A 26469-nucleotide genomic window follows, 5' to 3' on the forward strand; every position below is an offset into this window, starting at 1 on the left:
GGGGAATGTAGTAGATGAAAAAGAAGCTTGTGAAGCGTTTCCTGGGACTTATAATGACCGGAACATTGATTCTTACATCAGCGGTAAGTCCGATGGCAGCAGAAATAACGGTTTTTACAGAAGAAGGTACACAGAGTGAGGAGAATTCATACAGTGATTTCTCTGTGACTGACGATGAGGATGATTCTTCTGTCACGATTGAGGAGGAATCCGAGGAAGATATCGTAATCGGATTGGATGACGGAATCAATGAAGAATGCGAAACGGACGATATTTTTTTAGATAGTGAGTCAGAAGAAATAACAGAGTTTGCGGATGCTGAAACAAGGACACCGGAAGAAGCCCTGACAGCACTCTATGATGCATTCAAAAATTATAAAATAGGTACAGCACTTGCATTTCCATATGGAACAGGTGAAGGTCAGTATACAAATGCAAAGGCATTTATTCAGGCAGAAATAGAAAAAATCGTGCCGAAATCAGAATATGACGTACAGTTTAATTATACAGGAACTTTATCTGGTGCGTCAGGAAAAGAAACAACCATGGATACTGCGTCATTGGATATCGCACCGGTGCATGCAGTAGCAGATACCAAACCGGGATTTACAGGTGTGACATTTTCTATTGGGGACAAGGTTTCATCAAAAATCAATCTGCTTTATCTGGCAGTAAAACCGCTTGAAGTAACTGCACAGGAAGCCGTAGATTTTGAAGCAGAGCAGATCAGTTTTGATACGATCAAAGGCACAAATACCAGTCAGGATCAGATAGTGGCGGCACTTGCAAAGCTTCCGACAGCAGCACAGGTTTATAAATCAGGAGATAATGCGGTCACTCTGTCATGGAAACTGACATATGTGAGCGGAACAGAAAACTGCATTACACTGGATGCAAAAGGAACGACAACTACTGTTGTACGTCCGAATGTAGGAAAGGAAGATGCCGTCTATAAGCTGGAGGCAGTTCTGGCTAATGAGAATGATCCTGCAGTCAGTAAGACACTGAGCTATGATCTTACAGTTCCGGCATTCGAGCCGGTAGTTCTTCCGATACGGATCGCACCGGCGGATGCCACACTTACAGTAACTGATAATTATTATAAAACTCCGGTAGATGCATCCTATATTTCTACTGAAGAAGATGGAGCATTACGTAAATATACGCTTCATGCAGGTGCTTCCACTGCAACACAGACTTATGCATGGACAGCAGAAAAAGAAGGATACATTACCAAATCGGGGAAAATTACAGTTAAAAGCGGGGAAGAACAGGAACAGGTAATTTCACTTACAGCATCTTCTGAAGATGATGCCAAACTCGAAAATCTGTATGTATCATCACCGACTGCTGGTGCTCCGAGCATTAAGAGTCCGATGGCATCTTTTGATAAAGATACATACGAATATGAGATGACTGTCGGTGCGATAGATTCCATTGCAATTAAAGGAAATACGCTCGTTCCGGAAGCGACTGTTAAGGTAACAAGACATTCCAGTCTTACGAATGCAAATAAAGGAACTATTGTGGATACTTCATTGTCTGCAACAGGGAGTGTAACTTGTTATCTTAAATCAAATGCGGATACTGAGATCAAGATTACAGTCACAGCTCCAACAGGAAGTGTGCAGGGGGATGAAACAAAGACAAAAGTTTACAAACTGACTGTACACAAAAATGGTGAGGCAGCACATTCACTGAAAAGTCTTACGTTGTCAGCATCTGCTTCAGCTGGAAGTGGAATGAAAGTAAATACACTTTCAGGAACAGAATATACGACAGAGGAAACACTCAGCCCGGCAGTGGATCAGGGTGGTGTGGCTGAACAATACAGATACGAAGTCAACTATTACCGAGATCAGGTGACTTTCAAACCTGCGCTTACAACTACAACGGATAAAGTACAGATAAAATACCAAAAAGACGGAGAAGAGCAGAGTATTGACGTTGCAAACAACAAAGTGTCTGCAAATGTTCCGCTTACAGTTGGTGATAACACAATTAAGATAGTTGTGACCAAAAAGGACGGTTCTTCTTCCGAAACATATCCGATTCTGGTTCACAGAAAACAGAAACCGGAAGGAAACGTACAGATTGATGGAAGTGAAGAAATTTTTCCTTTTGCGGTAGAAGAGACAACAGCAAAAGACTGGACAGGAAGAATCAACTTCAATCACTCTCTTCGTGAAGTACCTTTAAAAGTAAATGTACCGGATGATGTTACGGTGAAGGTTTCCGGCGATGAGAAAGAGTACAAAAACAGAGATATCATCAGCGTTGCAGTAGACGAGTCTGCAAGCAAAATCATTACTTTGTTCTGGATCAGAAATACAAAGAGTGGAGAGGACAGTACAGTAACTGTTCAGGAAGCACAGAAATATGTGCTCAATCTTATGCGTGCACCGGCAGATTCCGCAGATTTTCTCGGTTCTTATCTTCCGGCACCGGGACAGTTTGTAAATGTTGATATATATAAAGATCCGTCAGTGACACTTGCAGGTCCGAACAGTGGAAGAATGGTCACACTCGGAAGCTTCGGCGGAAGTATTGTATATGAATTTGAAGAACCGATACAGAATAGTGACCAGAATCCATATGGTATTGATTTTATCGTATATGGCAATGTTCAGAAATCAGAGACCGGGGAGAGCTATTCTTCAGGAATGGAACCGGCAGCAGTGATGGTTTCTCAGGATGGAAATACATGGTATGAGCTGGCGGGAAGTGATTACTATGAACGTACCACACAGCATAATATAAGCATGACTTATACCAATACTGATACGACATTTAAGTCAGCGGTGGATGTTCTGTGGACAGATTCCACAGGTGCATCCGGTACAGTAAAAGCGAACACCTACCATTCACAGGCATATTATCCGGATCCGCTGAATTATGGCGAAACGAATAAGGGAACAGGTAAAAATGAATCTTATACAGATGCTTCCATGACAGTCAGCGGTACAAGGGTAAGCAATTCTGCAGCGCTGAATTTTGGTTACGGAGATACACATGCGAATGCGGCAGGCAACGACAATACTGCAGTGAATCCGTATAAAGAAAATCCAAACTACAATACAAATGGCGATGGAATGGATATTTCATGGGCAGTTGATACTGATGGAAATCCGGTTCAGCTTGATTCTGTCAAATATGTAAAAATTTATACTGCACAAAGCAAAGATAATGGCTCTATGGGAGAAGTTTCTTCTGAGGTAAGTGGCGTTTTAAGAGCGAAATCAGGGGGTACATCCGTAGGAAAGACAGAAGATCTCAAAAATATCGTGATTGATGGCAATGAGATCGAATTAAAAACCGGTGTCTATAGATACAATGACGTGCCGGTAAGCGATATATCTGCATTTAAAGTAACACCAACAGCAGGAGAAAACAGTAATATTTATGTATCAAACCAGAGAGTAAAATCTGGAGCAACATCAAAGACGGTCAGTGTACAGAAAACATTGCGTGTAATCGTACAGGATGACCAGAAAGAACCGGTGATTTATTACTTTAATCTGTCAGGAACAGCAGATCCGGAAGACAATACCACACTGAAAACGGTAGCTGCAATGCCGGGCGGTATTGAGGCAGAAGAAAATGGTGACGGATATGTGCTTCACATGACAAAAGAATGTAAAAAGATCCGTTTGTCAGCAGAAGCATTAGATGAAGATGCAACAGTAAAAGTAAATGGAAAGTCTGTAACAGCCCAGGAAGATTATTTAAGTGACGTAATTCCATTAAATGATGGTGATACAGAAGTTGTTGTTGAAGTAACTTCCAGAAATGGAAAAGTGACAAAACCTTATTCTGTGATCGTCAAAAGAGAAGACTCCAAAGATCAGAAAATGGTACAGGTAAACTTTTCTATCGTAGGTGATGAAAAACATGGAAAAGATGCACATACATGGAGAAGCTTCTGGCTGAATCAGGTCAAGTGCAGCATTCCGGAAGGTAGTACCGCAAAATATGTGACAGAAATGATGTTCCTGAACAATGATATTCCGTTTACTATAAGAAACGGAAATTATGTGACGGAGATCAATGGACTGAAAGAATTTGACAATGGTCCGGGATCTGGCTGGATGTATGCAGTAAACGGAACATCTGATGATGTAAATGCAATTGATCAGCAGATTTTGAACAGTGATTGTACTGTGACATGGTATTACGTAGATGATTACACAAAAGATGGCGTGCCGGATCTGAATAATATCAATGCCGACCATGTATGCCGCATCAGTGACTGGAAAACAATCTCCAAAGCAACTGTGTTCGCACCGGAGAAACAGCAGGGAACATGTTTTATCTGTGGTAAGACAACTACAAGAGAGGTTGGAAGCAAGCTTACAGCAACCATCAAGCTGAATGCGAAATCCATCAAACTTCAGAAGAAACAGACAACAAAGAAAATCAAAGTTACGATGGCAAACGGAGATTCCGTGAAATCATGGAAATCCAGCAATAAGAAGATCGTGACAGTCAACAAAAACGGTGTGATCAAAGCCGGCAAGAAGAACGGAACTGCAAAGATTACTGTTACACTTGCAAGCGGAAAGAAAGCAACGTTAAAGGTTAAGGTTCAGACACCTAAGGTAAAAACAACCAAGATCAAAGGACTGAAATCAAAAGAAACCCTGAAAAAGGGAGAGAAACTGACACTGAAACCAGTGATCAGCCCGCTTACCTCTCAGGAAAAAGTTACTTATAAATCTTCCAACAAAAAAGTGGCAACTGTAAGTAAAAAAGGTGTCATCACAGCGAAGAAGAAAGGAACTGCGAAGATTACCGTAAAATCCGGAAAGAAATCCTACACAGTCAAAGTAACAGTAAAATAATATTATAAAAAATCTTTAATTTAAGCAGGTCGGGGCGAACAGCTCCGGCCTGTTTTGCGATAAAGTCATTTTTTGCAAGAAACAACAGAGTGTATTCATGATTCAGATACATTGACGCAATTGAATAAGAATGTTATAATAGTCGGACAACAGGACAACCAGACGTGGTCAGATCAGAAATGGTCAGTTTAAGGGAATCCGGTGAGAATCCGGAACTGCTTTTGCTGTGTAAGGTGTAAAATGCGGAGTATATTTTAAGTCGGCAAACCAACGCGTTATAAAGGACAGAGACTCATCTATACCATGAGACTCTGTTTTTTGTTGCCAAAAATAGCTTACTAAAGGAGGAGCAAAGTGAAGAAAAAAGAATTAATGAAACGTATGTCAGCAGTTGCTATGGCGGCAATGATGACAGTGACCATGATTCCATCAAATGCATTTGCAGCAGATATCGAATTTTCTGATGGCAGACAGGATGCGATAGAAGTGCAGGCAGATACAGATGGGGAAGCTGATGCGGAGCTTTCTGTCCAGAACGAAGAGTCAGCTGATGCGGAAAATCTGACAATTTTGGGGGCATCTCAGGATGATACAGAGGAATTCTCTGTAGAAGGGGATGAGAATGTAACTGACAGTGACGACATTGCAGCATTCAGTGATGCAGGGTCAGATGCAGACAGTGATGCTGAAGCAAAAGCAGCAGCGGAAGCATATCTAAAGACAAACTACATTGAAAAAAATAAGATTATTACAACAGGCGGAAATAGTGTTGTAAAAAGCAGTGACGGTTTATCTTATTTTGTAGGATTAAAAACTCCAAGTGGAGGTGGTCTTTCGAGCCTTAGATTGAAGTATGAGGGCAGCAGCAGCTCATACAAAACAGGATGGTATTTTGATGAAGAAGCCAGCAATTGGCTGAAGATTGGAAGTAAAAAGCCAGCAACAAATGCAAGTATAGGTATTAGTAAACGCCCTGCAACAGAAAAGAGTTTTACGGCAACGTTAAGACTTTTTTCAGCAGACACGAGCACAGATATCATAAATAATGTGAACGAAGCTTCCACTGCTGCACTGGCGACACAGGAATTTAAGATAACACTTGAATCTGCAGAGCCGAACTACACCATGACTGTCAAGGTAGTGGATGCAGACGATAATTCCGATCTTACAACAGATGGAAAAACGACCATCAAATTGGAGAAAAACTGGACAGCAGTTTCTCCGGAAACAGATGGCTCATATAAGATGGAAAAGGGCGCAGGGTATACGCTGACTGTTACAAGAGACGGATATATTGACTATAAAGACAGTTATTTTACTTTCAACCCAACAGAAGAAAATACAGTAAGAACTGTACAGCTTCAGAAAAAAATTATAAGAAATATCAGCTTTAATGTTACTGACAAGTCAACCGGAAATACAATTACAGGTTCTACAGTAACGGTAAAAAAAGCTGGCGACTATTTAAATACTATAAAAGCTGAAGACGACGGCAGTTATAAGCTTGTCAATGGAGTAACCTATAATTACACCATTGAAGCTACGAACTACAAGACGGTGAACGGCTCCATTACACCGGATGCGAACAAAACCATCGACATTCAGATGGAAAAAGACATCAGCAAGTATAATGTTACATTCAAACCGGTTGATTTTAAGGGCGCAGACATTGCAAACGCAAAAATTTCCGTGACATATGAGGAAGAAGACGATTACGGCTACGGTGGTACGGAAACTATAACTCCGAATGACGGCGTCTATACCTTAGATAAAAATACAACCTATGATTATACCGTTGAGGCAGACGGATACAAAAAAGCAACAGGATCCTACAAACCATCAGGTGATGAAGAAAACATTACTGTTCCGGTTCTTATGGAAGCTGCAAATGTTTCAGAAGCTGATCAGGCAACAGTAGAAGCTGTAAAAAAACAGTTTGACAAAGAGTATACACTTCGTCCGAAATTTGCATCCTGCAAAAATATTTGTGATTTTGTAAAGACTAAAATTGCGAAATATGATATTGCAGGCGCTTCAGATGTAAATGTATACGTTGCTTCAACAGATACCCCAGATGTAATTGCAACAGGTGGAACAATCAATTACAACAAGGCAGATACTCCAAATTCATCATTGAGTGGAATTAACAGTACAAATGTTTCTCTTGTGTATATATTTGAGCTGAACGGAGCTTTTGTAAAGAGCGGAGAGAGCAGGGCAACAATTGGATGGGATTGTGATCATTACAATGCAAAAATGTCTGCTGAAAAAGATGCTCTTACATGGGATACGATCAAGGGAGAGAATACAGACATTGGTGATGTAAAATCAGCACTGACACTTCCGCAGTGCATAACTGGTAATGCCAGAACTGCATGGTCTGAAATTGCATGGTCTTCCTCTGAACCAGATGTGATCAGTCTGAAAGATCCGGCTATAAATGCAATCATCTATCCGGTAACAGGCGAGATTCATGCACCGGCAGTAGATACAGAAGTAACATTGACGGCAACTTTTACGGCAAATGATACTCTGTTAAATTCTAATGTAGAATCTGTAAAAGATTTTGCTACATATACAAAAACTTTTACAGTTACAGTAAAGGGAACCGGTGAGACTGGAGCTACAGAAGAAGAACTTCAGAAAATCCTGAACAAGTATTACACAGCAGACCGCATAACTGACTTTAATACAAAAGAAGTGGTAGATCTTTCAAACTGTAAATCTGATCTTCAGCTTCCGAGATATACCAGAATTAAAGATGAAAATGGAAAGCCTGTATTTGAAAACAAGGAAATTACGGTAACCTCCGATACAGATGCTATTCAGATTAATGGATACGCAGCATATCTGGACCGCTTTACCGGTGACAACGATGTGACAGGACATCTGACCGTTACATTTACCCGTGGTGGAGTAAGCGCATCAAAACAGATTGCTGTTACAATTAAAGCAATCACTGATGCGGAGAAACAGGCTGAATTAAAGATGATGCAGGCAGCAAAGGAGAATTACTTTGCAGGAATCAATGACGGACAGAATGCAGATAAAGATTCTGTCAAAGAGAACCTTCATCCATTTCAGGAAATGATTCTTGATGAAAACGGACAGCCAAAATGGATTTATAATGGTGAGAATAAAACTGGTGAAGGTATCATTCCGGATAGTCAGTTTACTGATCCATGGATCATGGAAGGTGCCGGATATAACAAATTCAAATCATCTAACAATGCGGTAATTACGCATGAAAATCTGCTCGTAACCAGAAGAGAAGATGATACTCAGATTACGATTTCTTCTGTGCTCAGCAGTGAGAGATATGGTAAATTTGCCGAAAAGCATCCGGAAAACGAATTTTTAAAGCAGGTATACAAACAGTCGGTTTCTGTAACAGTTACAGTAAAGGGAACAAAAGAGGCGCTTGCAGCATTACCTGACAGAATTAAAGAAGCAAAAGAACTGGCAGAAAATATTGTTGAAGGCACAGAACCGGGACAGTATAAAGAAGGAACAAAGGCAGCGCTTGAGGCAGCAATTAAAGAGGCAGAAGATGCAAATGCACAGACGGAGGAAACAGCCAGTGCAGTACTTCTCAAACTGAATGAAGCTGTAAAAGCAGCAAAAGATGCACAGAATGTAAATACTGCAACGATTACAGTACGTACACATCTGGCATCCGATCCGAATGGTGAACTCAGAACGGTTGAAGTGACATCAAAGGATGCTGAAAAATATGGCTATGAGAAACCAGAGACAGTAAGAAATCAGGTAACGATCACAGATGCGTTATACAAACTTCATGCAGAGATGTATGGAGAGCAGTTTGCTGAGAATCCGGAAGCTTATTTGGAAATTGGCGGCAATGGATGGATCAACAGAATCTTCAAAATTCAGGGTGCCGCAGTTGGTATGCTGGTAAACAATAGATTTGGCGGTACTACAAATGAGGAAGTACTGAAAAATGGTGATGAATTAGGTGTATTCTTATTGGCAGATACTGCAAAATACAGTGATAAATATCTTTATTTCCAGAATGTACCGGAAAAAGTAGTAACTGAGCAGGCATTTACAATTAATTTCAGGGATACAGATATGTGGGGAACAGATGAAGCAGCGGCAGGATGTACTGTTGAAATGAAGAATCTGGACACAAACAAAACAACAGAAGCAATAACCGATAAAGATGGTAATGTAACGCTGAGTGCGGATCAGGCAGGAAGTTATCAGATTACAGTTACCAAAACACCGTACACATATTTTGTAGCGCCGACAGCAGTTGTTCAGGTAGAGGCTCATTCTCATAACTTTGTATGGAATACAACTGCAAAAGCAACCGTATTCGCACCGGAGAAACAGCAGGGAACATGCGCCGTATGCGGCAAGACAACTACAAGAGACTATGGAACCAAACTTGCAGCAACGATCAAACTGAATGCGAAATCCATCAAACTTCAGAAAAAACAGACTACAAAGAAAATCAAAGTTACAATGGCAAACGGTGATTCTATCAAATCATGGAAATCCAGCAATAAGAAGATCGTGACAGTTAACAAAAATGGTGTGATCAAAGCCGGTAAGAAGAATGGAACAGCCAAGATCACTGTAACACTTGCAAGTGGTAAGAAAGCAACATTGAAAGTAAAAGTTCAGTCCCCAAAGGTAAAAACAACAAAGATCAGCGGACTGAAATCAAAGGTAAGTATGAAGAAGGGTGAAAAGTTCACGCTGAAACCGGTGATCAGCCCACTTACCTCACAGGAAAAGGTTGCTTATACATCTTCCAACAAAAAAGTGGCAACTGTAAATAAAAAAGGTGTCATTACAGCGAAGAAAAAAGGAACTGTAAAGATCACTGTGAAATCAGGAAAGAAATCCTGCACGATCAAAGTAAAAGTTAAATAATATTTATATTTCACACAGACCGGGATATTCAAAGTCCCGGTCTGTTTTACCGTTATATTTTAATTGATTATATTAAATATAGAAGAGATGAATTTTACATTCCCCACCTATCCTCCTATAATAAGCCTCAAAAGGAGGCTTTATTATGGGCACAATATTTCCGAGAGAAGAAAAGGCGGAGCAGATCTTTGATGAGATCCTCAAAAATCCCCGCGCATGCGACCGCCTGAAAAATACTTTTTTTGCTGCAATTCCTTCAGCAGAAGAAAGCGAAGGTGCCGGAACCGACATTCCGGGAACTGTTTTTGCAGCAGCCTTATTTAATGCATACGAAAACAAAGATTTATCAGCATTTATGATGGCAGTATGCAACAACAGCGTCTTTGATCTGCTTCGGAATTCTTTTTTGATCCCGATTCGTTTCAACGATAAAGGTGTGGAAAATCCGATCTTACTGACGGATGAAAACGGGAAATTTCTTGATGAATCCGAACTTCATTTCTGGGAGAAAAAATACAAAATGTTCCGCGAATTATTTGAACAGCAAAACGAAATTCCGGATTATCAGATGTATATGGCGGACGGTTTCAGGGAGAATCATTTCTATAGCGATGAGAGTGAGGTCGAGACAAGAAAGATTTCCGAACACAGAGGAATCCTTTTGATGTTTAATTTCCCGGAATCGATAGAATTCGAGATCAACGAAGAAAAAATATATGCCATTGTCTGGGAAGCATTGATGCGGCTTCAGGAAGCACTTCCGCGTGCGCTGATGTATTATGGCAAACGAGATGAGAATGGAGTTGAAAAGCATACAAGCACCCTCGGAATTTTTCTCCCGTTCTGTCATTTTGAGCGGGAAATGGAAAAAACGATTGAGCTTGCAAATGGCATCGGACTGGGATGCCGTGAAGCAATTCTGGCAGAAATGAAGGCGCAGGCAAAATGATTTTAAAAGCTAAAAAATCAGCAGGGATGTGGAAATCATGCAGCAGATGATCAGAAAAAATCACATGGATATTGCGTGGCATGAATATACGGACGAAAACGGTGAGGATATACCTGTCACGCAGGCAAGCCTGACGGAGAAGGCATCTATCATTGGGCGTGTCGGAATCATGCTTCTGTCCTGCGGCACGGGAGCGTGGCGTGTCAGAAGTTCTATGAATACACTTGCAGAGGTTATGGGAATTACCTGCACGGCCGATATAGGCCTGATGTCTATCGAATATACATGTTTTGATGGTCAGGATGGTTTTACACAGTCATTGTGTCTGACAAATACCGGAGTTAACACCTCCAAACTGAATCGTTTGGAAAATTTTATCCGTGAATTTGAAATAGACGGAAAAGAAATGTCAGGAGAAGAACTGCATTCTCTTCTCGATGATATCGAAAGAATCCACGGGCTGTACTCCCCGATAGCCCTTGGATTTGCTGCCGCTCTTGCATGCTGCGGATTTACATTTCTCCTTGGAGGCGGCTTGGTGGAAATGTTCTGTGCCTTTGTCGGCGCAGGTTTTGGTAATTTCCTCCGCTGCAAACTGACAAAGCATCATTTTACACTTTTTCTTTCTATTGTATCATCCGTATCGCTTGCATGTCTGGTATATGCCGGTTTCCTGAAAATCGGAGAAATGCTGTGGGGCATTTCCATTCAGCATGAGGCGGGGTATATCTGTGCGATGCTTTTTATCATTCCGGGTTTTCCGTTCATTACCAGTGGAATAGACCTTGCAAAGCTTGACATGCGTTCTGGAATGGAACGTCTGATGTATGCGCTGATCATCATTCAGGTTGCAACGATGGCAGCGTGGATCATGGCTTTGCTTCTCCATTTGAAACCGGTTGACTTTATTAAAATGTCCATGCCGGTGGAAATGTGGATCTTGTTGCGGCTTATAGCAAGTTTCTGTGGTGTGTTTGGATTCTCTGTCATGTTTAACAGTCCGATCCGTCTTGCGGCAACTGCAGCACTGATTGGTGCAGTCGCAAATACGCTTCGACTTGAACTCGTAGATCTGGCCGGAATGCCGCCGGCGGTAACTGCTTTTATCGGCGCATTGACTGCCGGACTTCTTGCATCGCTGATAAAAAACAAAGCAGGATATCCGAGAATCTCCCTGACGGTTCCGTCTATCGTGATTATGGTTCCGGGACTTTATCTGTACCGTGGAATTTATAACCTGGGTATGATGTCTCTTTCTGTTGCGGCATCGTGGTTTGCAGCGGCGATCCTGATCATTGCCGCACTGCCGCTCGGGCTGATTTTTGCAAGGATACTGACAGACAGAACGTTTCGTTATTGTACCTGATAAGAGCCGGTGTTATATGGGCAGAATTAGTGACATTCGGCGCAGAATGTCCTATGGACGAATCGTAAAAAAGACGGTATACTGTTCCTAAGATATCCACTGGGATGAAAGGAGCGGAAACCAATGTGGGAAAAAATCAATAATTTTTTAAAAGGGCAGATTGTAACTTCTCTGGTTTACATTGCCCTTGGCGTATGTCTCGTGTTTATGCCGGTCAATACAATTAACGTCATCTGCAAATTTGTGTTCGGAATCCTTTTGATTCTGGTAGGAATGTATCACATCCTGATTTACGTTGCCGAGAAACTGAATTCAACGATCTTCGATCTGTTTTCAGGTGGTATCCTGATGGTACTCGGAATTTTCCTGTTTATGAATCCACAGATCGTGGTCAAACTTCTCCCGATTTTACTCGGTACATTTATTCTGGTTGACAGCATCTGGACGCTCAAGGGAAGCTTCAAACTTAAGAAACGTGGAGTCGACACATGGAGGTTACTTCTGTTTGGAAGCCTGATTTTTATTGCACTTGGTATTTCACTTGTGGTCAATCCGTTTACGATGGTGAAATACACAGTGATTTTTGCAGGATGGATTTTCCTGTGCAACGGAATCATTGATCTGATCTATCTGGTTCTTCTGAAAAAAGGCCTCAAAGAGCTGAAGCAGGATGTAGAAGCAGTAGACGCAGATGGAAAAATCCTGTCTGATGGAACAGACGGTGATGCGGATGGCATGAATGCAGAGAATTTTGTACAGGAAGAGAAAGACATGCAGCCGGAACCGGAGTATGCACCGTGGAGCTCCCGAAAGAAGAAAGACGCACCGGAGGAAATGCATGACTTCGCAGATGCTGCAGAGAACGCAGCATCAGAAGAAAGACATTTTGAAGAAGAAGAAGTTTCCCGGATGGAGGAATCACTCGAGGCGGTGCAGACAAATGAGGAAGATGTGAGACCGGATGAAACAGAGAATTCTTTCGCTGAGGCAGAGGAAGACATCCCACCAGCCGGTAGAGGGGCTTATACCGTATCTCAGCCGACGATCACCGACGAAGACCTCTCAGATATGAAGGATGAAAGCCTTCTGGATGTAATCTCCCGCAAACGTAAAGGCAGTAAGAAAGAAAATGAATAGTAGAAAATAAATAGAATCAAGTCATTTCGATGGAGCATGGTGACTTAGTGTTACGGTACTCGTACTAAGGTCATCAGAAAATTGCCTGAAGAGTGACTTGATTTTTTATATGTTGTAAATAGAACAACCAAAATTTTGCAATCGGATGACTCAGTAGGAACTATCTGGAATAAGAGCAAACCAATTTTGTCGAAAATGGATGACCTGGAGAAAAGTAAATCCTAATTCCATCAACCGACACCCCGAAAATGGATGACTTGGAGAAAAGTAAATCCTAATTCCATCAACCGACACCCGAGAATGGTGACTTGATTGAAAAATTTTATATATCAAAATTGAAAAATGAACATAAATCTTGATTTTTTATCATGGTATAAAAAATGAACAAAAACTATAATAAAACCAGCTTAAGAAAGAACAAACCTTACAAGAAAAGGAGAGGACAATCACTATGAAAATGAAAAAAGTTACAGCAATGGGTATGGCAGCTTTAATGGCAGCAACAATGATTCCGTCAGTACCGGTTATGGCAGACGGTGGCGGAAAGGTTTATTATCTGAACTTCAAACCGGAAGCAGATGAAGCATGGCAGAACCTGGCAAAAGCTTACACAGAAGAAACAGGAACAGAAGTAACTGTTGTAACTGCAGCATCAGGACAGTATGAGACAACACTTCAGTCTGAAATGGCTAAAAGCGATGCACCGACACTGTTCCAGGTAAACGGACCGGTTGGACTTAAGAGCTGGAAAGATTACTGCTATGATCTGAAAGATGCAGAAATCACAAAAGGTCTTACATCTGATACATACGAACTGAAAGACGGAGATGCAGTAGATGGTATCGCATACGTAATCGAATCCTATGGTCTTATTACAAACAAGACTTTACTTGAAAAAGCAGGCTATTCACTGGACGACATCAAGAGCTATGATGATCTGAAGAAAGTAGCTGATGACATTCAGGCAAGAAAAGACGAACTCGGAGTAAAAGGTGCTTTCACATCAGCAGGTATGGACGGCTCCTCTGACTGGAGATTCAAAACACATCTTGCAAACCTTCCGATCTACTATGAATACAAAGAAGACGGAATCGATGATACAGAGGCAATCAAAGGAACATATCTTGACAACTACAAGAACCTGTTTGACCTGTACATCACAGATTCTACCTGTGACGGAGCTGAACTTTCTGCAAAGACAGCAGATGACTCCAGAAACGAATTTGTAAACGGCGAAGCAGTATTCTATCAGAATGGTACATGGGAATATGCAGAACTGTCCAAAACATACGGTGATGATGAAATGGCAATGATCCCGATTTACTTTGGTGTAGATGATGAGAACGAGGGACTTGCAACAGGTACAGAGAACTACTGGTGCGTAAACAAGAATGCATCTGAAGAAGACATTCAGGCAACTCTGGATTTCATGAACTGGTGTGTAACCTCTGAAACAGGAACAAAATCCATGGCAGATGATATGGGATTCACACTTCCTTTCAAAACAGCACAGGAGTCTACAAATGTATTTGTAAAAGAGGATGCTGAGTACACAGAAGCAGGTCTTACACCTGTATCATGGAACTTCACAACAATGCCGTCTGAAGAGTGGAAAAACGGTCTTGGAACAGCTCTTACCGCATATGCAGCAGGCACTGGTTCCTGGGATGATGTTGTAAGTGCATTCGTTGATGGATGGGCTACAGAAAAAGCTCTTTCTGAATAATTTGATTTTGAAAATAGCATGTAATCAGCAGGAGGAGGCAGAATTTCTTGCCTCCTTCTGTCAGTCATAAAACCGTAATAATTATTTTTGCGGAACAGGGAAGAGGAGATTCATCATGGTAGGAAGAACAATCAAAAAGTGGTGGCCGATTTTTGTACTGCCAACCTTTGCGGCATTCGTAATTGGTTTTCTTTGGCCTTTCATCTGGGGCATTTATCTTTCATTCTGTAAGTTTACCACTGTACAGGATGTGACATTTGTAGGATTTTCGAACTATTCCAAGATTTTACTGGATAATACTTTCAGCCATTCCTTCTGGCTGACGGTTGTATTTGCATTCGTATCCAGTATTCTGATCAACGTACTGGCATTCTTTATTGCGCTGGCACTGACAAAAGGATACAAAGGAACAAATGCTTTCCGTACAGTATTCTTTATGCCGAACCTGATTGGTGGTATCGTACTTGGATACATCTGGCAGACTCTGTTAAATGGTCTTCTGTCCAAATGGGGACAGCCGCTGCTTTCACTTTCTGCGAGAAACGGATTTATCGGTATGCTGATTCTTCTGATGTGGCAACAGATCGGATATATGATGATCATTTACATTGCCGGTCTGAACAACGTATCTCCGGATTTGGTCGAAGCTGCTCAGATCGACGGCGCGACAAGCAGACAGATCTTATTTAAGATCAAACTTCCGATGATCATGCCGTCTGTTACAATCTGTACATTCCTGACACTGACAAATGGATTCAAGATGTTCGACCAGAACCTCTCACTGACCGGCGGTGATCCGGGAAAACAGTCCCAGTTACTGGCACTCAATATTTACGATACATTCTATGCAAGAAGCGGACCACAGTGGAAGGGTATCGGCCAGGCAAAAGCCGTTGTATTCTTTATTCTCGTTGTAGTGATCGCGCTGATCCAGCTTCGGGCTACATCATCTAAGGAGGTTCAGCAGTAATGGAAAATAAGAAGAAAAGTCCTGTTGCGACAATTATACTGACAATTATCTGCATCCTCTGGATGTACCCGATCGTACTGATTCTGATCAACTCACTGAAAAAAGAGACGGCAATTACAACCGCAGGTGTATTCGGCCTTCCAACAAGTGAAACCTGGAACGGCATTGCAAACTTTGTGGCAAGTGTTACGCAGATGGATTTTCTCAAATCTTTCTGGTACAGTCTTGTGATCTCAGTCATGTCCGTTGTTCTGATCATGCTGTGCTGCTCTATGGCGGCCTGGTATATTGTTCGTGTAAACGGAGCATTATCCAAGGTTTTCTATTACCTCTGTGTATTCAGTATGGTAGTACCGTTCCAGATGGTTATGTTTACACTGGCAAAAACAGCAGATACCTTACGACTTAACAATCCTTACAATATCTGCATCATTTACCTTGGATTTGGTGCAGGTCTGGCAGTATTTATGTTTACCGGATTTGTAAAAGGTATTCCGCTTGAAATAGAAGAGGCAGCTCTGATCGATGGATGTAGTCCGTTGCAGGTTTATTTCAAAGTGTTGATTCCGATTTTGAAGCCAACCATTATTTCTACAGCAATTCTTGAACTGATGTGGGTATGGAACGATTACCTTCTGCCGACACTGGTTCTGGATATTAAGAAATACCGTACCATTCCAATGGCAGTTCAGTACTTCAGAGGAAGTTACGGACATGTACAGATGGGACCGATGATGGCAAGTATCATGATTGATATCATTCCGATCATCATCGTGTACCTTGTATGCCAGAAATATATCATTGAAGGTGTTGTAGCCGGTGCCGTAAAAGGCTGATACAGACTATAAAAAAGACCTTTATAAAAAGTCTCCGGGAAGATATTCTTTCCGGAGGCTTCGTGCTATAATTATAAAAAACTTCAAAAAACAGGAGTATGGAAATGACAAATGTTCTGATTGTAGACGATGAAAAAATTGAAAGAGAAGGTCTCAAATACCTTTTGTCCAGAGAAGAAGGGGAACGAAAAGTATTTGAAGCTTCGAATGGCAAACAGGCACTGCAGATTATCCGCACAGAGGATATTCAGCTTATTCTGACTGATATCAAGATGCCGCATATGGATGGACTGGAGTTATCGAGACGTGCCAAAGAAGAAAATCCGGCATTACAGATCGTGATCTTCAGCGGCTACAGTGATTTCAGTTTTGCGCAGGAAGCAATCCGCTACGGAGTGACAGAATATATTCTGAAGCCGGTTAATCCAGATGATTTCCACAAAGTGATCCAGAAGGCCGAGAAAGAGATTGACCGCCGGAAGAAAAAAGAAAGCCAGGAGATTAAGGGAAAAAATTTCCTGCAGCAGTATTTTCTCCAGAACTATCTTTATTCCGGAAAGACAGAAACACTGGAAAAAGCAAAGGATATGATCGACCTTGACAAATGGAACGGCTGGCATTGCGGAATCCTGATCGAGTCTGATGTGGCTTTTTTTGATACGGCAGAAGAAAACCTCGAGAATGAAATTCAAAAAGAACTGCGGAGGGTCTGCTTTTATCTGAATCTGAATGCGAGACAGTCACTGCTTCTGTTTCAGGATGTTTACTGTGATTATCAGCTTGTTGCAAATCATCTTTATAACTATATGAAGCGAAAGTACAGGGACAGTTTTTATCTGGCAGTCAGCAGGAAGTTTGAGGGCTGTGAATGTCTGCCGGAGATTTTGGAACAGCTGGAACAGCAGATGGAAGAAAAATTCTATCATCCGGAAAAACATGTTTTTTCAAATGAGGATGATGTATTGAAATTATCTGTGGGCGAGGTGCAGGATTCGCAGATCATGCAGATGATCTCAGAGGATATCACACGTAAAGATACAGAGCAGTTGCGCAGACATTTCGAATGCCTCAAAGAAAAATATCACGATAATACACAGTATTCTGCAATGTATATCAAATTTGTATTTTCCAATGTCATTCAGGAACTTTTTCAGGAAAACCAGTTTTCAGGGGAGCACCGCCTGGAACAGGAAGTAGAAAGACTGTACAAGTGCAAAAATATTATGGAAATCCTTGCAGTGACCGAAGATAACATCAAAGAGTACGAGGCTTTTCTGGAACGTTCTATGAGCACATCAAGGAATGAAGTGGCAACAGTCAAGAACTATATCTATCAGCATTATGAAGAAGATCTGAATCTGGAAATGCTGGCTGAGAAAGTTTATCTGTCGTCCGGATACCTGAGCTTTATTTTTAAGAAAGAGACAGGCATGAATCTGAACCGATACATTCGTGTGTTCCGCATGGAAAAAGCAAAAGAGCTTCTTTGCAGTACCAATATGAAGGTGGCTCAGATCAGCGAACGTGTAGGATTTGCAAATGTTTCTTATTTCTGCAGGAGCTTTCGTGAATATTACGGAAGCAGTCCGGAGTCATACAGGAAAGGAACCGGAGAGGATGAACAGACTTCGTAAGATATTCAAAAATATGAAATACCGCCACAAACTGACGATTCTTCTTGTCGTGACGAGTCTGGCGCCGATGACGGTGCTTGCACTGTATAGTCACAGCCGTCAGAGTACGATGGTACGAAGTAGTGAACTGGAAGATATGCAGTCAATTATGGAGCAGACCAAAGAGGGTATCGACAGCCAGACTGCAGTATATGCGAGTCTTCTGAACTATCTGACGTACTCGCCGGATATTGAAGAGATCATTAAAGAAAAAAATATCGATAATTATACTGCTTACGAGAAGTATACGGAGATTGCAGATCCGCTTTTGTCCGTACCGAAATCTTATCACGATGCGATCAACCGGATTCAGCTTTTTGCCGACAGTATTCAGGTCGAACATGAATATACACTTGTTCCACTTGACAAAATGCAGGAAGAGTGGTGGAGTGAAGGGCTGAAAGATGATGTACGGATTCAGTGGAAAGTAGATCGGACGAGGGGAGAAGTTGTAGCTGTACGTATGATCTATGCCCAGCAGAAGTTGAATGCGGTCCTCTGTATTTCGCTGGATTATGATAAGATATTTCAGCCGCTGACGAATATTCTGACCGATGAAAATGGTGGAATTGTAGCGGATCAAGATGGCAATGTGCTGTATAACAAAACCGGCTTGAAAGAACTTAAGTTGTTCGACGATAACAAAAAGGATACTTCGCAGACTGCGGACAAACTGCTCAGTAAAATCAGTCAGACATGTACCTGGACGCAAACCGAAAGTGAGGAAAATGACTGGGTATTTTACTTTTACAAAAGTCAGGATGCGATCTCGGGGTCTGTACGGAGAATTCTTCTTGAGGAGATTCCGCTGATTATTGCCTGTGGTTTTATTATTTTGTTTCTGGGACTTTCTTTTTCAAGAATTTTTACACGAAAGATTGAAGAACTTACAAAAAATATGGATCAGGTCAATCATGGAAGCCGTGAAGTTACGGTAAGCAGCGATTCTGAAGATGAAGTTGGTATCCTGATTAATAGTTTCCACAATATGATGGATGAGATCAACCGTTTGATTGATGAAGTGTATGTAAATAAGATTGCACTCAAAGAATATGAGCTGAAAGCACTGCAGGCGCAGATTAATCCACATTTCCTATATAATACACTTTCGATGATGAACTGGATGGCAATCCGCAGCAATCAGATGGAAATAAGCAAGGTGACACTTGCCTTGTCGACATTTTACCGTACGGCACTCAGCAAAGGTGAGGACGTAGTTACGGTTGAGAATTGTATTCAGAATATGCAGGCATATCTTGAAATCCAGCTTACTATGCACGATAACAATTTTTCAGTGGACTGGGATATTGATCCGACAATCAAAAATGAAAAAATGCCGAAACTGCTCCTGCAGCCGGTTGTTGAAAATGCGATTGAGCATGGTATTGATGAAAAAGAAGACGGAGACAAAAAAATCTTCCTGTCTTTCCGGGGGAATGGTGATGATGTAGTAATCACAGTCCGGGATAATGGAATGGGAATGCCGCAGGAAAAAGCAGAGACGCTTGTAACTTATCAGGCAAAAGGCTATGGACTTAAAAACGTCAATGACCGCATCCGGATTTTATATGGAGAAAATTATGGAATAAGGATTTTCAGTGCACCGGATGAGGGGACGACAGTTGTGATGAGATTTCCGAAGGAGGGCAGGAAAGATGAAGCATAAAAAAATAGCAGCACTGATACTTTCCTGCGCTTTTGCATTGAGTGGATGTGGTGGTGCAGGCCGGCAGGACAAAGAGCAGACACAGGAAACGCAGAGTGCAGATGCTGCCGGGGACACAGAAGCATGGCAAAAAGCAGAAGAGAGTCCATATGCAGCATATCCTGAACTGGTGACCTATACACTTGGTCAGATGAGCGGGGTAAACAATTCAAACCTCCCGGATGGAGACACCTACGAAGATAATGTCTATACGAGATATCTTCGGAAAATGTTGAATATCCAGAACGACAACGCATATATGGAACGGGAAGACCGTTATGATGAGTTTATCAATATTCTGGTAAAAGATCAGACACTGCCGGATGTACTTGTTGTTTCTGACAGAGAGACACTTAAAGAACTGGTAGAAAATGATCTTGTAGAAGACCTGTCGGATGTCTATGAAAGCTGTACAACGACAAGAATCAAGGAGATGTTCGAGAGTTATGGCAGTGACCTTCTGGATGCGGGGAAGTTCAACGGAAAGCTGATGGCAATCCCGGAAACTGTGATCGATCATGGTCCGAGACTTCTATGGCTTCGAAAAGACTGGATGGATGAACTTGGGCTTGACGAACCGAAGACACTGGACGATGCCTTTGAAATTATCGAAGCATTTGTGGAAAACGGGATGGGAACAGAAGAGGGTGAAGATCCGGTGGGGCTGGTATGCGACACAGATCTTGTCGGAAGTACCAGCTCCAGTTATTCGGTAGAGCCGGTGTTTGACAGGTATCATGCGAGTCCGCAACGCTGGGTAAATCAAAATGGTGAGATTGTATATGGTTCCGTGACACAGCAGACCAAAAATGCATTGAGCTATCTTCATGAGTTATATGAAAGAGGTGTCATTGATCAAAATTTTGCACTGCGTGCCCAGAACAATCTGCGTGATCTTGTGGTAAGTGGAAAATGTGGAGCCTTTTTCGGACTATGGTGGACACCAAATAACCCGTTAATGGATGTATATGAAAAAGATAAAAATGCAGACTGGGAACCATACTATCTGCAGCAGCCGGAACATGATAATGCGTATGCTTCTTTTCGTGATAATAAATATGTGGTTGTGCGTAAGGGATATAAGCATCCGGAAATTGTGATGAAAATCATCAGTGTATTGTTTGATTATACAAGATATGAAGCAGAAGATGCAGATGACGTCAATGAATATTCTGCGTTGAATGTAGAGCCGACAGCAAGACCACTGGTCATCAATGTCGATTATAATGAAGCAACATTTCAGATTACAAAGGATATACGTGCGGTTCAGAATGGTACAGACAAAAAAGAAAGTTTATGGGGCTTAGAAAAATCTTACTATGTCGCATGTGAGAATTATCTTCACGGCAAATCATCGACTCCGGAAGACTGGGCTGCCTACAAATCAAGAATTTCCGCAGTGGGACTCCTTATAGATGGCGGCTATCAGTCACAGGCGCAGAAGTATCTGGACGATGCAGATGGTGAGTTGCCGAAATCTCTGCAGCAGCTTGAAAAAGATTCGTTCATCCAGATCATTATGGGTGTGAAGCCGGTTTCTTATTTTGATACGTTTGTAAAAGAATGGTATGAGCAGGGTGGTGAGGAGCTGACGGAACAGATCCGTCGCTCCAACCCTGGTGAATGATTTTCTGAATGTGTCGGGTCACTTATTTTCCCAGATGCCAGATGTCCTGATCGTATTCGGCAATCGTTCTGTCTGATGAGAAGAATCCTGCTTCTGCAATATTGATCAGTGTTCTGCGGCTCCAGTCTTCCGGGTTGACTGCATAGTCTTTCATCGCCTGTTCTTTGCGAACCACATAAGCGTTGAAATCCGGAAGAGTCTGGAACCAGTCTTTATTGATCAGTTCATGCTGAAGTCGTTTCAGATGTTCTTCGTCTCCATATTTCAACATTTCCTCACTTGTGAGGAAGTCGATAGCACGGCGCAGATTCGGATCAGCTTCATACCAGTCACGGGCACAGTAATCAGCTGCAGCATAGTGGTGGATGACCTGTTTGCTGCTCTGACCGAAGATGTAGATATTGTCATTTCCGACTGCTTCTGCGATTTCGACATTGGCGCCATCCATAGTTCCGAGTGTCAGTGCGCCATTCAGCATAAATTTCATATTTCCGGTTCCGGATGCCTCCTTGGAAGCAAGACTGATCTGCTCGGAAAGGTCGCATGCCGGAATCATTTTTTCTGCGGCAGATACATTATAGTTTTCCACAAATGCAAGCTGAAGCCATCTGGAAACTTGCGGATCTTCGCTGATTACCTGAGACAGAGTCAGAAGACCGTGGATGATATCTTTTGCAATGATATAAGCAGGTGCAGCTTTGGCACCGAAAATGCTGACAAGTGGAGTGGCAGGTACATGACCGGCTTTGATCTCCAGATATTCGTGAATCAGGAATAAAAGATTCAGCTGCTGGCGTTTGTATTCGTGAAGTCGTTTGGACTGGATAGAAAACAATGCATCTGTGTTCAGCCGGATTCCCTGTTTGTCAGCGAGCCATGCTGCAAGCTGTTTTTTATTATCTTTTTTGATTGTGCGGATTTTGGACAGTACCTCGGTATCATCGGTATAAGCAAGGAGTTTTTTGAGTTCGGAGGCATCTTTTTTGAATCCGTCTCCGATCAGGTTTTCAATTTCGCTGGTTAATGCAGGGTTACATTTCAAAAGCCAGCGTCGGAAAGTAATACCGTTTGTTTTGTTGTTGAATTTATCAGGATACATCTGATAAAATCCGGCGAGTTCACTTTCTTTCAGAATCTGAGTGTGCAGTGTGGCAACACCATTTGTGGAATGGGAAAAATGAATATCCATATGTGCCATGTGTACAACCTGATTCTGGTCGATGATAGCAAGTGCGGCATTATCAGTACGTGTTTTTGCAATTGCATCCAGCTTTTCGATAATCGGCATAAGCTGCGGTACAACGGTGTCAAGATAATGACGCGGCCATTTTTCAAGTGCTTCTGCCAGAATTGTGTGGTTTGTATACGCACAGGTGTCAGTAACAATCTGAATAGCTTCTTCAAATTCGATTCCATGCAGTCCGAGAAGACGGATGAGTTCCGGAATTACCATGCTCGGATGAGTATCGTTGATCTGGATTGCCGCATAATCTGCGAGATCGTGCAGGTTACAGCCTCGGGCCATGCATTCATCAAGAATCAGCTGTGCACCGGCAGAAACCATAAAGTACTGCTGATAGATGCGGAGCAGACGGCCATCTTCATCGGAATCATCCGGATAAAGAAACAGTGTCAGGTTTTTGGCAATATCTTTTTTGTCAAAAGAGATACCGTCACCGATCACGGACTCATCGACAGTGTCGAGATCAAAGAGATTTAAGGTATTGGTGCGTCCTTCGTATCCTGTCACCGGAAGCTTATAAAGTCTTGCGGAATAAGTTTTTCCGGCAAGAGAAACAGGGAAGACTGTATCGGTCGCTTTGGCAGCGCACTGATCAGTCAGCCAGAAATCAGGTGTTTCATTCTGAACATTGTTTTTGAAATTCTGATGGAACAGTCCACAGTGATAGCGAAGACCAACACCGTCGCCGGGAAGGCTTAAAGTTGCAAGGCTGTCCAGAAAGCAGGCAGCAAGACGACCAAGTCCGCCGTTTCCGAGACTTGGTTCCGGTTCCTGCTCTTCAATATCAGCAAGAGCTTTACCTGCTTCGGCAAGCGTATCACGTACATCGTCATAAAGACCGAGATTGATCAGATTGTTGGACAGTAGTTTACCAATCAGAAATTCAGCCGAAATATAATACAGTTTTCTTCCGGTGACAGGTTTGACATGCTGCTGGCTCTTTTCATGCACAAGCTTCAAAAGGGCAGTATAAAGTTCGGCATCTGTAGCCGTAGAGATTTCTTTCTGACAGAGATCAGTAAGAGTTGCTTTCATGGATTTACTCATAAGAGTCGCTCCTTTCCTTATATAAAAAGTTGAAATTGTTCTAACTTCAGAAGTTATTATAATTATAGCATATGTCATTCGTCATTTCTTGTAAAAAGCTTGCAGGAAATGATACTATTCTATCATTTGGGGATGAAAAATCGGTTACAGGAGGTACCGGACACATGAGAGAAAAACAAAACAGCGCAGAATATCAGGAAACGAAACAGCATGGAAGCCGCCTGTTTCCATTTAATATATATCCATGTACGATCCCGCTTGATTTCCCGGTCGTTTCCCTTCACTGGCATAAAGAGATGGAACTGATCTACGTAAAAAAAGGAAAAGGGCAAATCCAGCTCGAAACAGAGAATTATGAGGGGAACCCAGGCGATATTTTTGTGGTGACTCCGGGTACGTTGCATTCCATTCACAGAATAAAAGGATATGCCATGGAGTACGAAAATATTATCTTTGAGATGGATTTTCTCGGAGAAGGTGCAGCAGATCTCTGTGCGGGAGAGTTTTTGGTGCCGCTTGCATCGGGACACCTGCTTCCTCCTGTATGTATTCGGAAGGGGGAGGAACACTATGAAGCACTCAAAAGGTGTCTTGTACAGATGGAAGAGTTATGTGAAAAAAAGGAGAAAGGATATGAACTGGGAGTAAAAGCCGCCGTGCTGCAGATGATCTTTCTGCTGATCAGAAAATATCCTTCTATAGAAGAAATTTCCTCTCCTGATCGGGAACGGCTGAAAGAAGTGCTTCAGGAGATTGGTGAAAAGATCGATCAGAGTCTGACTGTTTCGGATATGGCAAAATTTTGTGGATTAAGTGAGAGTCATTTCATGCGCTGGTTCAAAAAAATGACGGGGGACAGTTTTGCTTCTTATATAAATGACCGTCGGCTTGCAAATGCGGCAGAAGCATTGCGCCGAACCGATGATAAAATATTGTCTGTTTCACAGGATGCTGGTTTTTCAAATTTGTCAAATTTTAACCGACAGTTTAAGAAACGATATGGAATTACACCAAAAGAATACCGAAAAGCTTTGAAAAAATGAGAAAAACTTGTTACTTTTAAACAAAAAAGCCGCTATAATGAAACTATAAATTTTTTACGGCATCATATATGCGAAAGGAGAAAAGTATGAAAAACTGGAAAAAAATTATGGCAATGGTGTGTGCAGCAGCAATGATCGGAGGAGTATCAGCTCCTGTATGGGCTACGGATGATACAGAGACTGCGACAGAAGCAGCAGAAGTTACCGAGTATACTTATGATATGCTGGAGAAAGAAGCATATGAGGGAACCTGGCTTTCTTTTGAACCGGGATTTGATCTTTATGTTCCGTCAGACTGGGAGGTTCTTGAAGTTTCCGAGGAAGATCAGAAAGAACATGGACTAATGTTCCAGGCAAAAGCACCGGATGACAGTGGTGATAATATGGTAGTAACAGCTACCGATATTGGCAAAGATTATGATACAGACAAGATGAAAACAGAACTTGAAACAGAAGAAACATATACAGATATTGAAAAAGTAATTATCAACGGAATCGAGGCAGTTGTGTTTAATACAGATGTTACATACGGCCTTGCTTTCCTGGATGACGATGGAATTATGTATAATGTACAGATGGGTGAGCTTTCTGATGAAAATGCGGAAATTGCTCAGAATCTGTTTATTTCACTCAGAGTGACAGAAACAACAGATGATGGAGCAGCAGAAGAAACGGCAGAATAAGATTTTGCAGTTCTTAATTAATAAATGATTAATAGAGGTACCATGGATCAGAAAAGGTCTATGGTACCTTTTGTTGATACATGTCGATGTTTTTGTAAAAAATTTAAAAAAAGGTGTTGACAGCCCGGCTGGAAAGTGTTATTCTAATTGAGCTATCACGAAGAATTGTTTCTTCTGAATAAACAATTTGAAATGTTTTGAAAAAAGCAAAAAAAGTTGTTGACAATCCGGTGAGGATGTGATAGAGTAAACAAGTCGCCTGAAAGCGACGCACAAACATCAAAAAAGCTTCGAAAAAACTTGAAAAAAGTACTTGACAAGCACTGATGAATGTGATAAAGTAAACGAGCTGTCTGAGAGACAGTCAGTTAAGAACCTTGATAACTAAACAGTGAAACACATACGATTCTCGAAAAATTTCTTTTTAAATTCAAGAACAAAACCTTAAAACAGTAAAACGAGAGATAGCTAGTTGTTGTCTTGAGTACATCAAACATTTTATCAGAGAGTTTGATCCTGGCTCAGGATGAACGCTGGCGGCGTGCTTAACACATGCAAGTCGAACGGGAAACCTTTTATTGAAGCTTCGGCAGATTTAAATTGTTTCTAGTGGCGGACGGGTGAGTAACGCGTGGGTAACCTGCCCTATACAGGGGGATAACAACCAGAAATGGTTGCTAATACCGCATAAGCGCACAGGACCGCATGGTCCGGTGTGAAA

General features: G+C 41.8%; 14 protein-coding genes and 1 rRNA gene. 14 read left to right on the top strand and 1 reads right to left on the bottom strand.

The window, feature by feature from the left end:
* Window positions 1-14: 14 nt before the first annotated feature.
* The 11 genes from H8Z79_RS03935 (at window position 15) to H8Z79_RS03985 (ending at window position 21732) form a co-directional block, all read left to right on the top strand.
* Window positions 15-4841 (top strand): cadherin-like beta sandwich domain-containing protein, encoded by a 4827-nt coding sequence (locus tag H8Z79_RS03935; RefSeq protein ID WP_118039778.1) that lies wholly within the window; start codon window positions 15-17, stop codon window positions 4839-4841.
* Between the two features lie 354 nt (window positions 4842-5195).
* Window positions 5196-9743: an Ig-like domain-containing protein gene (locus H8Z79_RS17235; RefSeq protein ID WP_118039777.1), complete on the top strand. Its 4548-nt coding sequence runs from the start codon at window positions 5196-5198 to the stop codon at window positions 9741-9743.
* Window positions 9744-9888: 145 nt separating this feature from the next.
* Window positions 9889-10692 (top strand): DUF4866 family protein, encoded by an 804-nt coding sequence (locus H8Z79_RS03945; RefSeq protein WP_015542385.1) that lies wholly within the window; start codon window positions 9889-9891, stop codon window positions 10690-10692.
* Between the two features lie 37 nt (window positions 10693-10729).
* On the top strand, window positions 10730-12058 hold the full coding sequence (locus H8Z79_RS03950) for a threonine/serine exporter family protein (protein ID WP_015542386.1): 1329 nt from the start codon (window positions 10730-10732) through the stop codon (window positions 12056-12058).
* A gap of 123 nt (window positions 12059-12181) precedes the next feature.
* Window positions 12182-13195 carry an HdeD family acid-resistance protein gene (locus tag H8Z79_RS03955; RefSeq protein ID WP_015542387.1) on the top strand — a complete coding sequence of 338 codons (1014 nt, stop codon included), beginning with the start codon at window positions 12182-12184 and terminating at the stop codon, window positions 13193-13195.
* Between the two features lie 451 nt (window positions 13196-13646).
* On the top strand, window positions 13647-14921 hold the full coding sequence (locus H8Z79_RS03960) for an ABC transporter substrate-binding protein (RefSeq protein ID WP_015542388.1): 1275 nt from the start codon (window positions 13647-13649) through the stop codon (window positions 14919-14921).
* 115 nt (window positions 14922-15036) lie between these two features.
* Window positions 15037-15891 carry a carbohydrate ABC transporter permease gene (locus tag H8Z79_RS03965; RefSeq protein ID WP_015542389.1) on the top strand — a complete coding sequence of 285 codons (855 nt, stop codon included), beginning with the start codon at window positions 15037-15039 and terminating at the stop codon, window positions 15889-15891.
* On the top strand, window positions 15891-16727 hold the full coding sequence (locus H8Z79_RS03970; RefSeq protein WP_015542390.1) for a carbohydrate ABC transporter permease: 837 nt from the start codon (window positions 15891-15893) through the stop codon (window positions 16725-16727). Before H8Z79_RS03965 ends, H8Z79_RS03970 begins: the two co-directional genes overlap by 1 nt.
* A gap of 104 nt (window positions 16728-16831) precedes the next feature.
* Window positions 16832-18361: a response regulator transcription factor gene (locus H8Z79_RS03975; protein ID WP_118039776.1), complete on the top strand. Its 1530-nt coding sequence runs from the start codon at window positions 16832-16834 to the stop codon at window positions 18359-18361.
* Complete coding sequence (locus H8Z79_RS03980; RefSeq protein ID WP_243008100.1) at window positions 18294-20066, top strand: sensor histidine kinase; 1773 nt, start codon at window positions 18294-18296, stop codon at window positions 20064-20066. The genes H8Z79_RS03975 and H8Z79_RS03980 overlap by 68 nt, the downstream gene beginning before the upstream one ends.
* Window positions 20056-21732 carry a type 2 periplasmic-binding domain-containing protein gene (locus H8Z79_RS03985; protein WP_118039774.1) on the top strand — a complete coding sequence of 559 codons (1677 nt, stop codon included), beginning with the start codon at window positions 20056-20058 and terminating at the stop codon, window positions 21730-21732. The genes H8Z79_RS03980 and H8Z79_RS03985 overlap by 11 nt, the downstream gene beginning before the upstream one ends.
* A gap of 22 nt (window positions 21733-21754) precedes the next feature.
* On the opposite strand, the gene H8Z79_RS03990 is transcribed toward H8Z79_RS03985, so the two are convergent.
* On the bottom strand, window positions 21755-24022 hold the full coding sequence (locus H8Z79_RS03990; RefSeq protein WP_225876906.1) for a glycogen/starch/alpha-glucan phosphorylase: 2268 nt from the start codon (window positions 24020-24022) through the stop codon (window positions 21755-21757).
* Window positions 24023-24186: 164 nt separating this feature from the next.
* Here H8Z79_RS03990 and H8Z79_RS03995 point away from each other — a divergent pair, with 164 nt between their 5' ends.
* The 3 genes from H8Z79_RS03995 to H8Z79_RS04005 form a co-directional block, all read left to right on the top strand.
* Complete coding sequence (locus tag H8Z79_RS03995) at window positions 24187-25065, top strand: AraC family transcriptional regulator (protein ID WP_225876907.1); 879 nt, start codon at window positions 24187-24189, stop codon at window positions 25063-25065.
* A gap of 86 nt (window positions 25066-25151) precedes the next feature.
* Window positions 25152-25748, top strand: a complete 597-nt coding sequence (locus tag H8Z79_RS04000) for a DUF4367 domain-containing protein (RefSeq protein ID WP_182279233.1) — start codon at window positions 25152-25154, stop codon at window positions 25746-25748.
* 498 nt (window positions 25749-26246) lie between these two features.
* Window positions 26247-26469, top strand: a 16S ribosomal RNA gene (locus H8Z79_RS04005); the annotation flags it as partial.

Origin of the sequence: Blautia intestinalis (assembly GCF_014297355.1) — a bacterium.
Taxonomy (GTDB): Bacteria; Bacillota; Clostridia; order Lachnospirales; family Lachnospiraceae; genus Blautia_A; species Blautia_A intestinalis.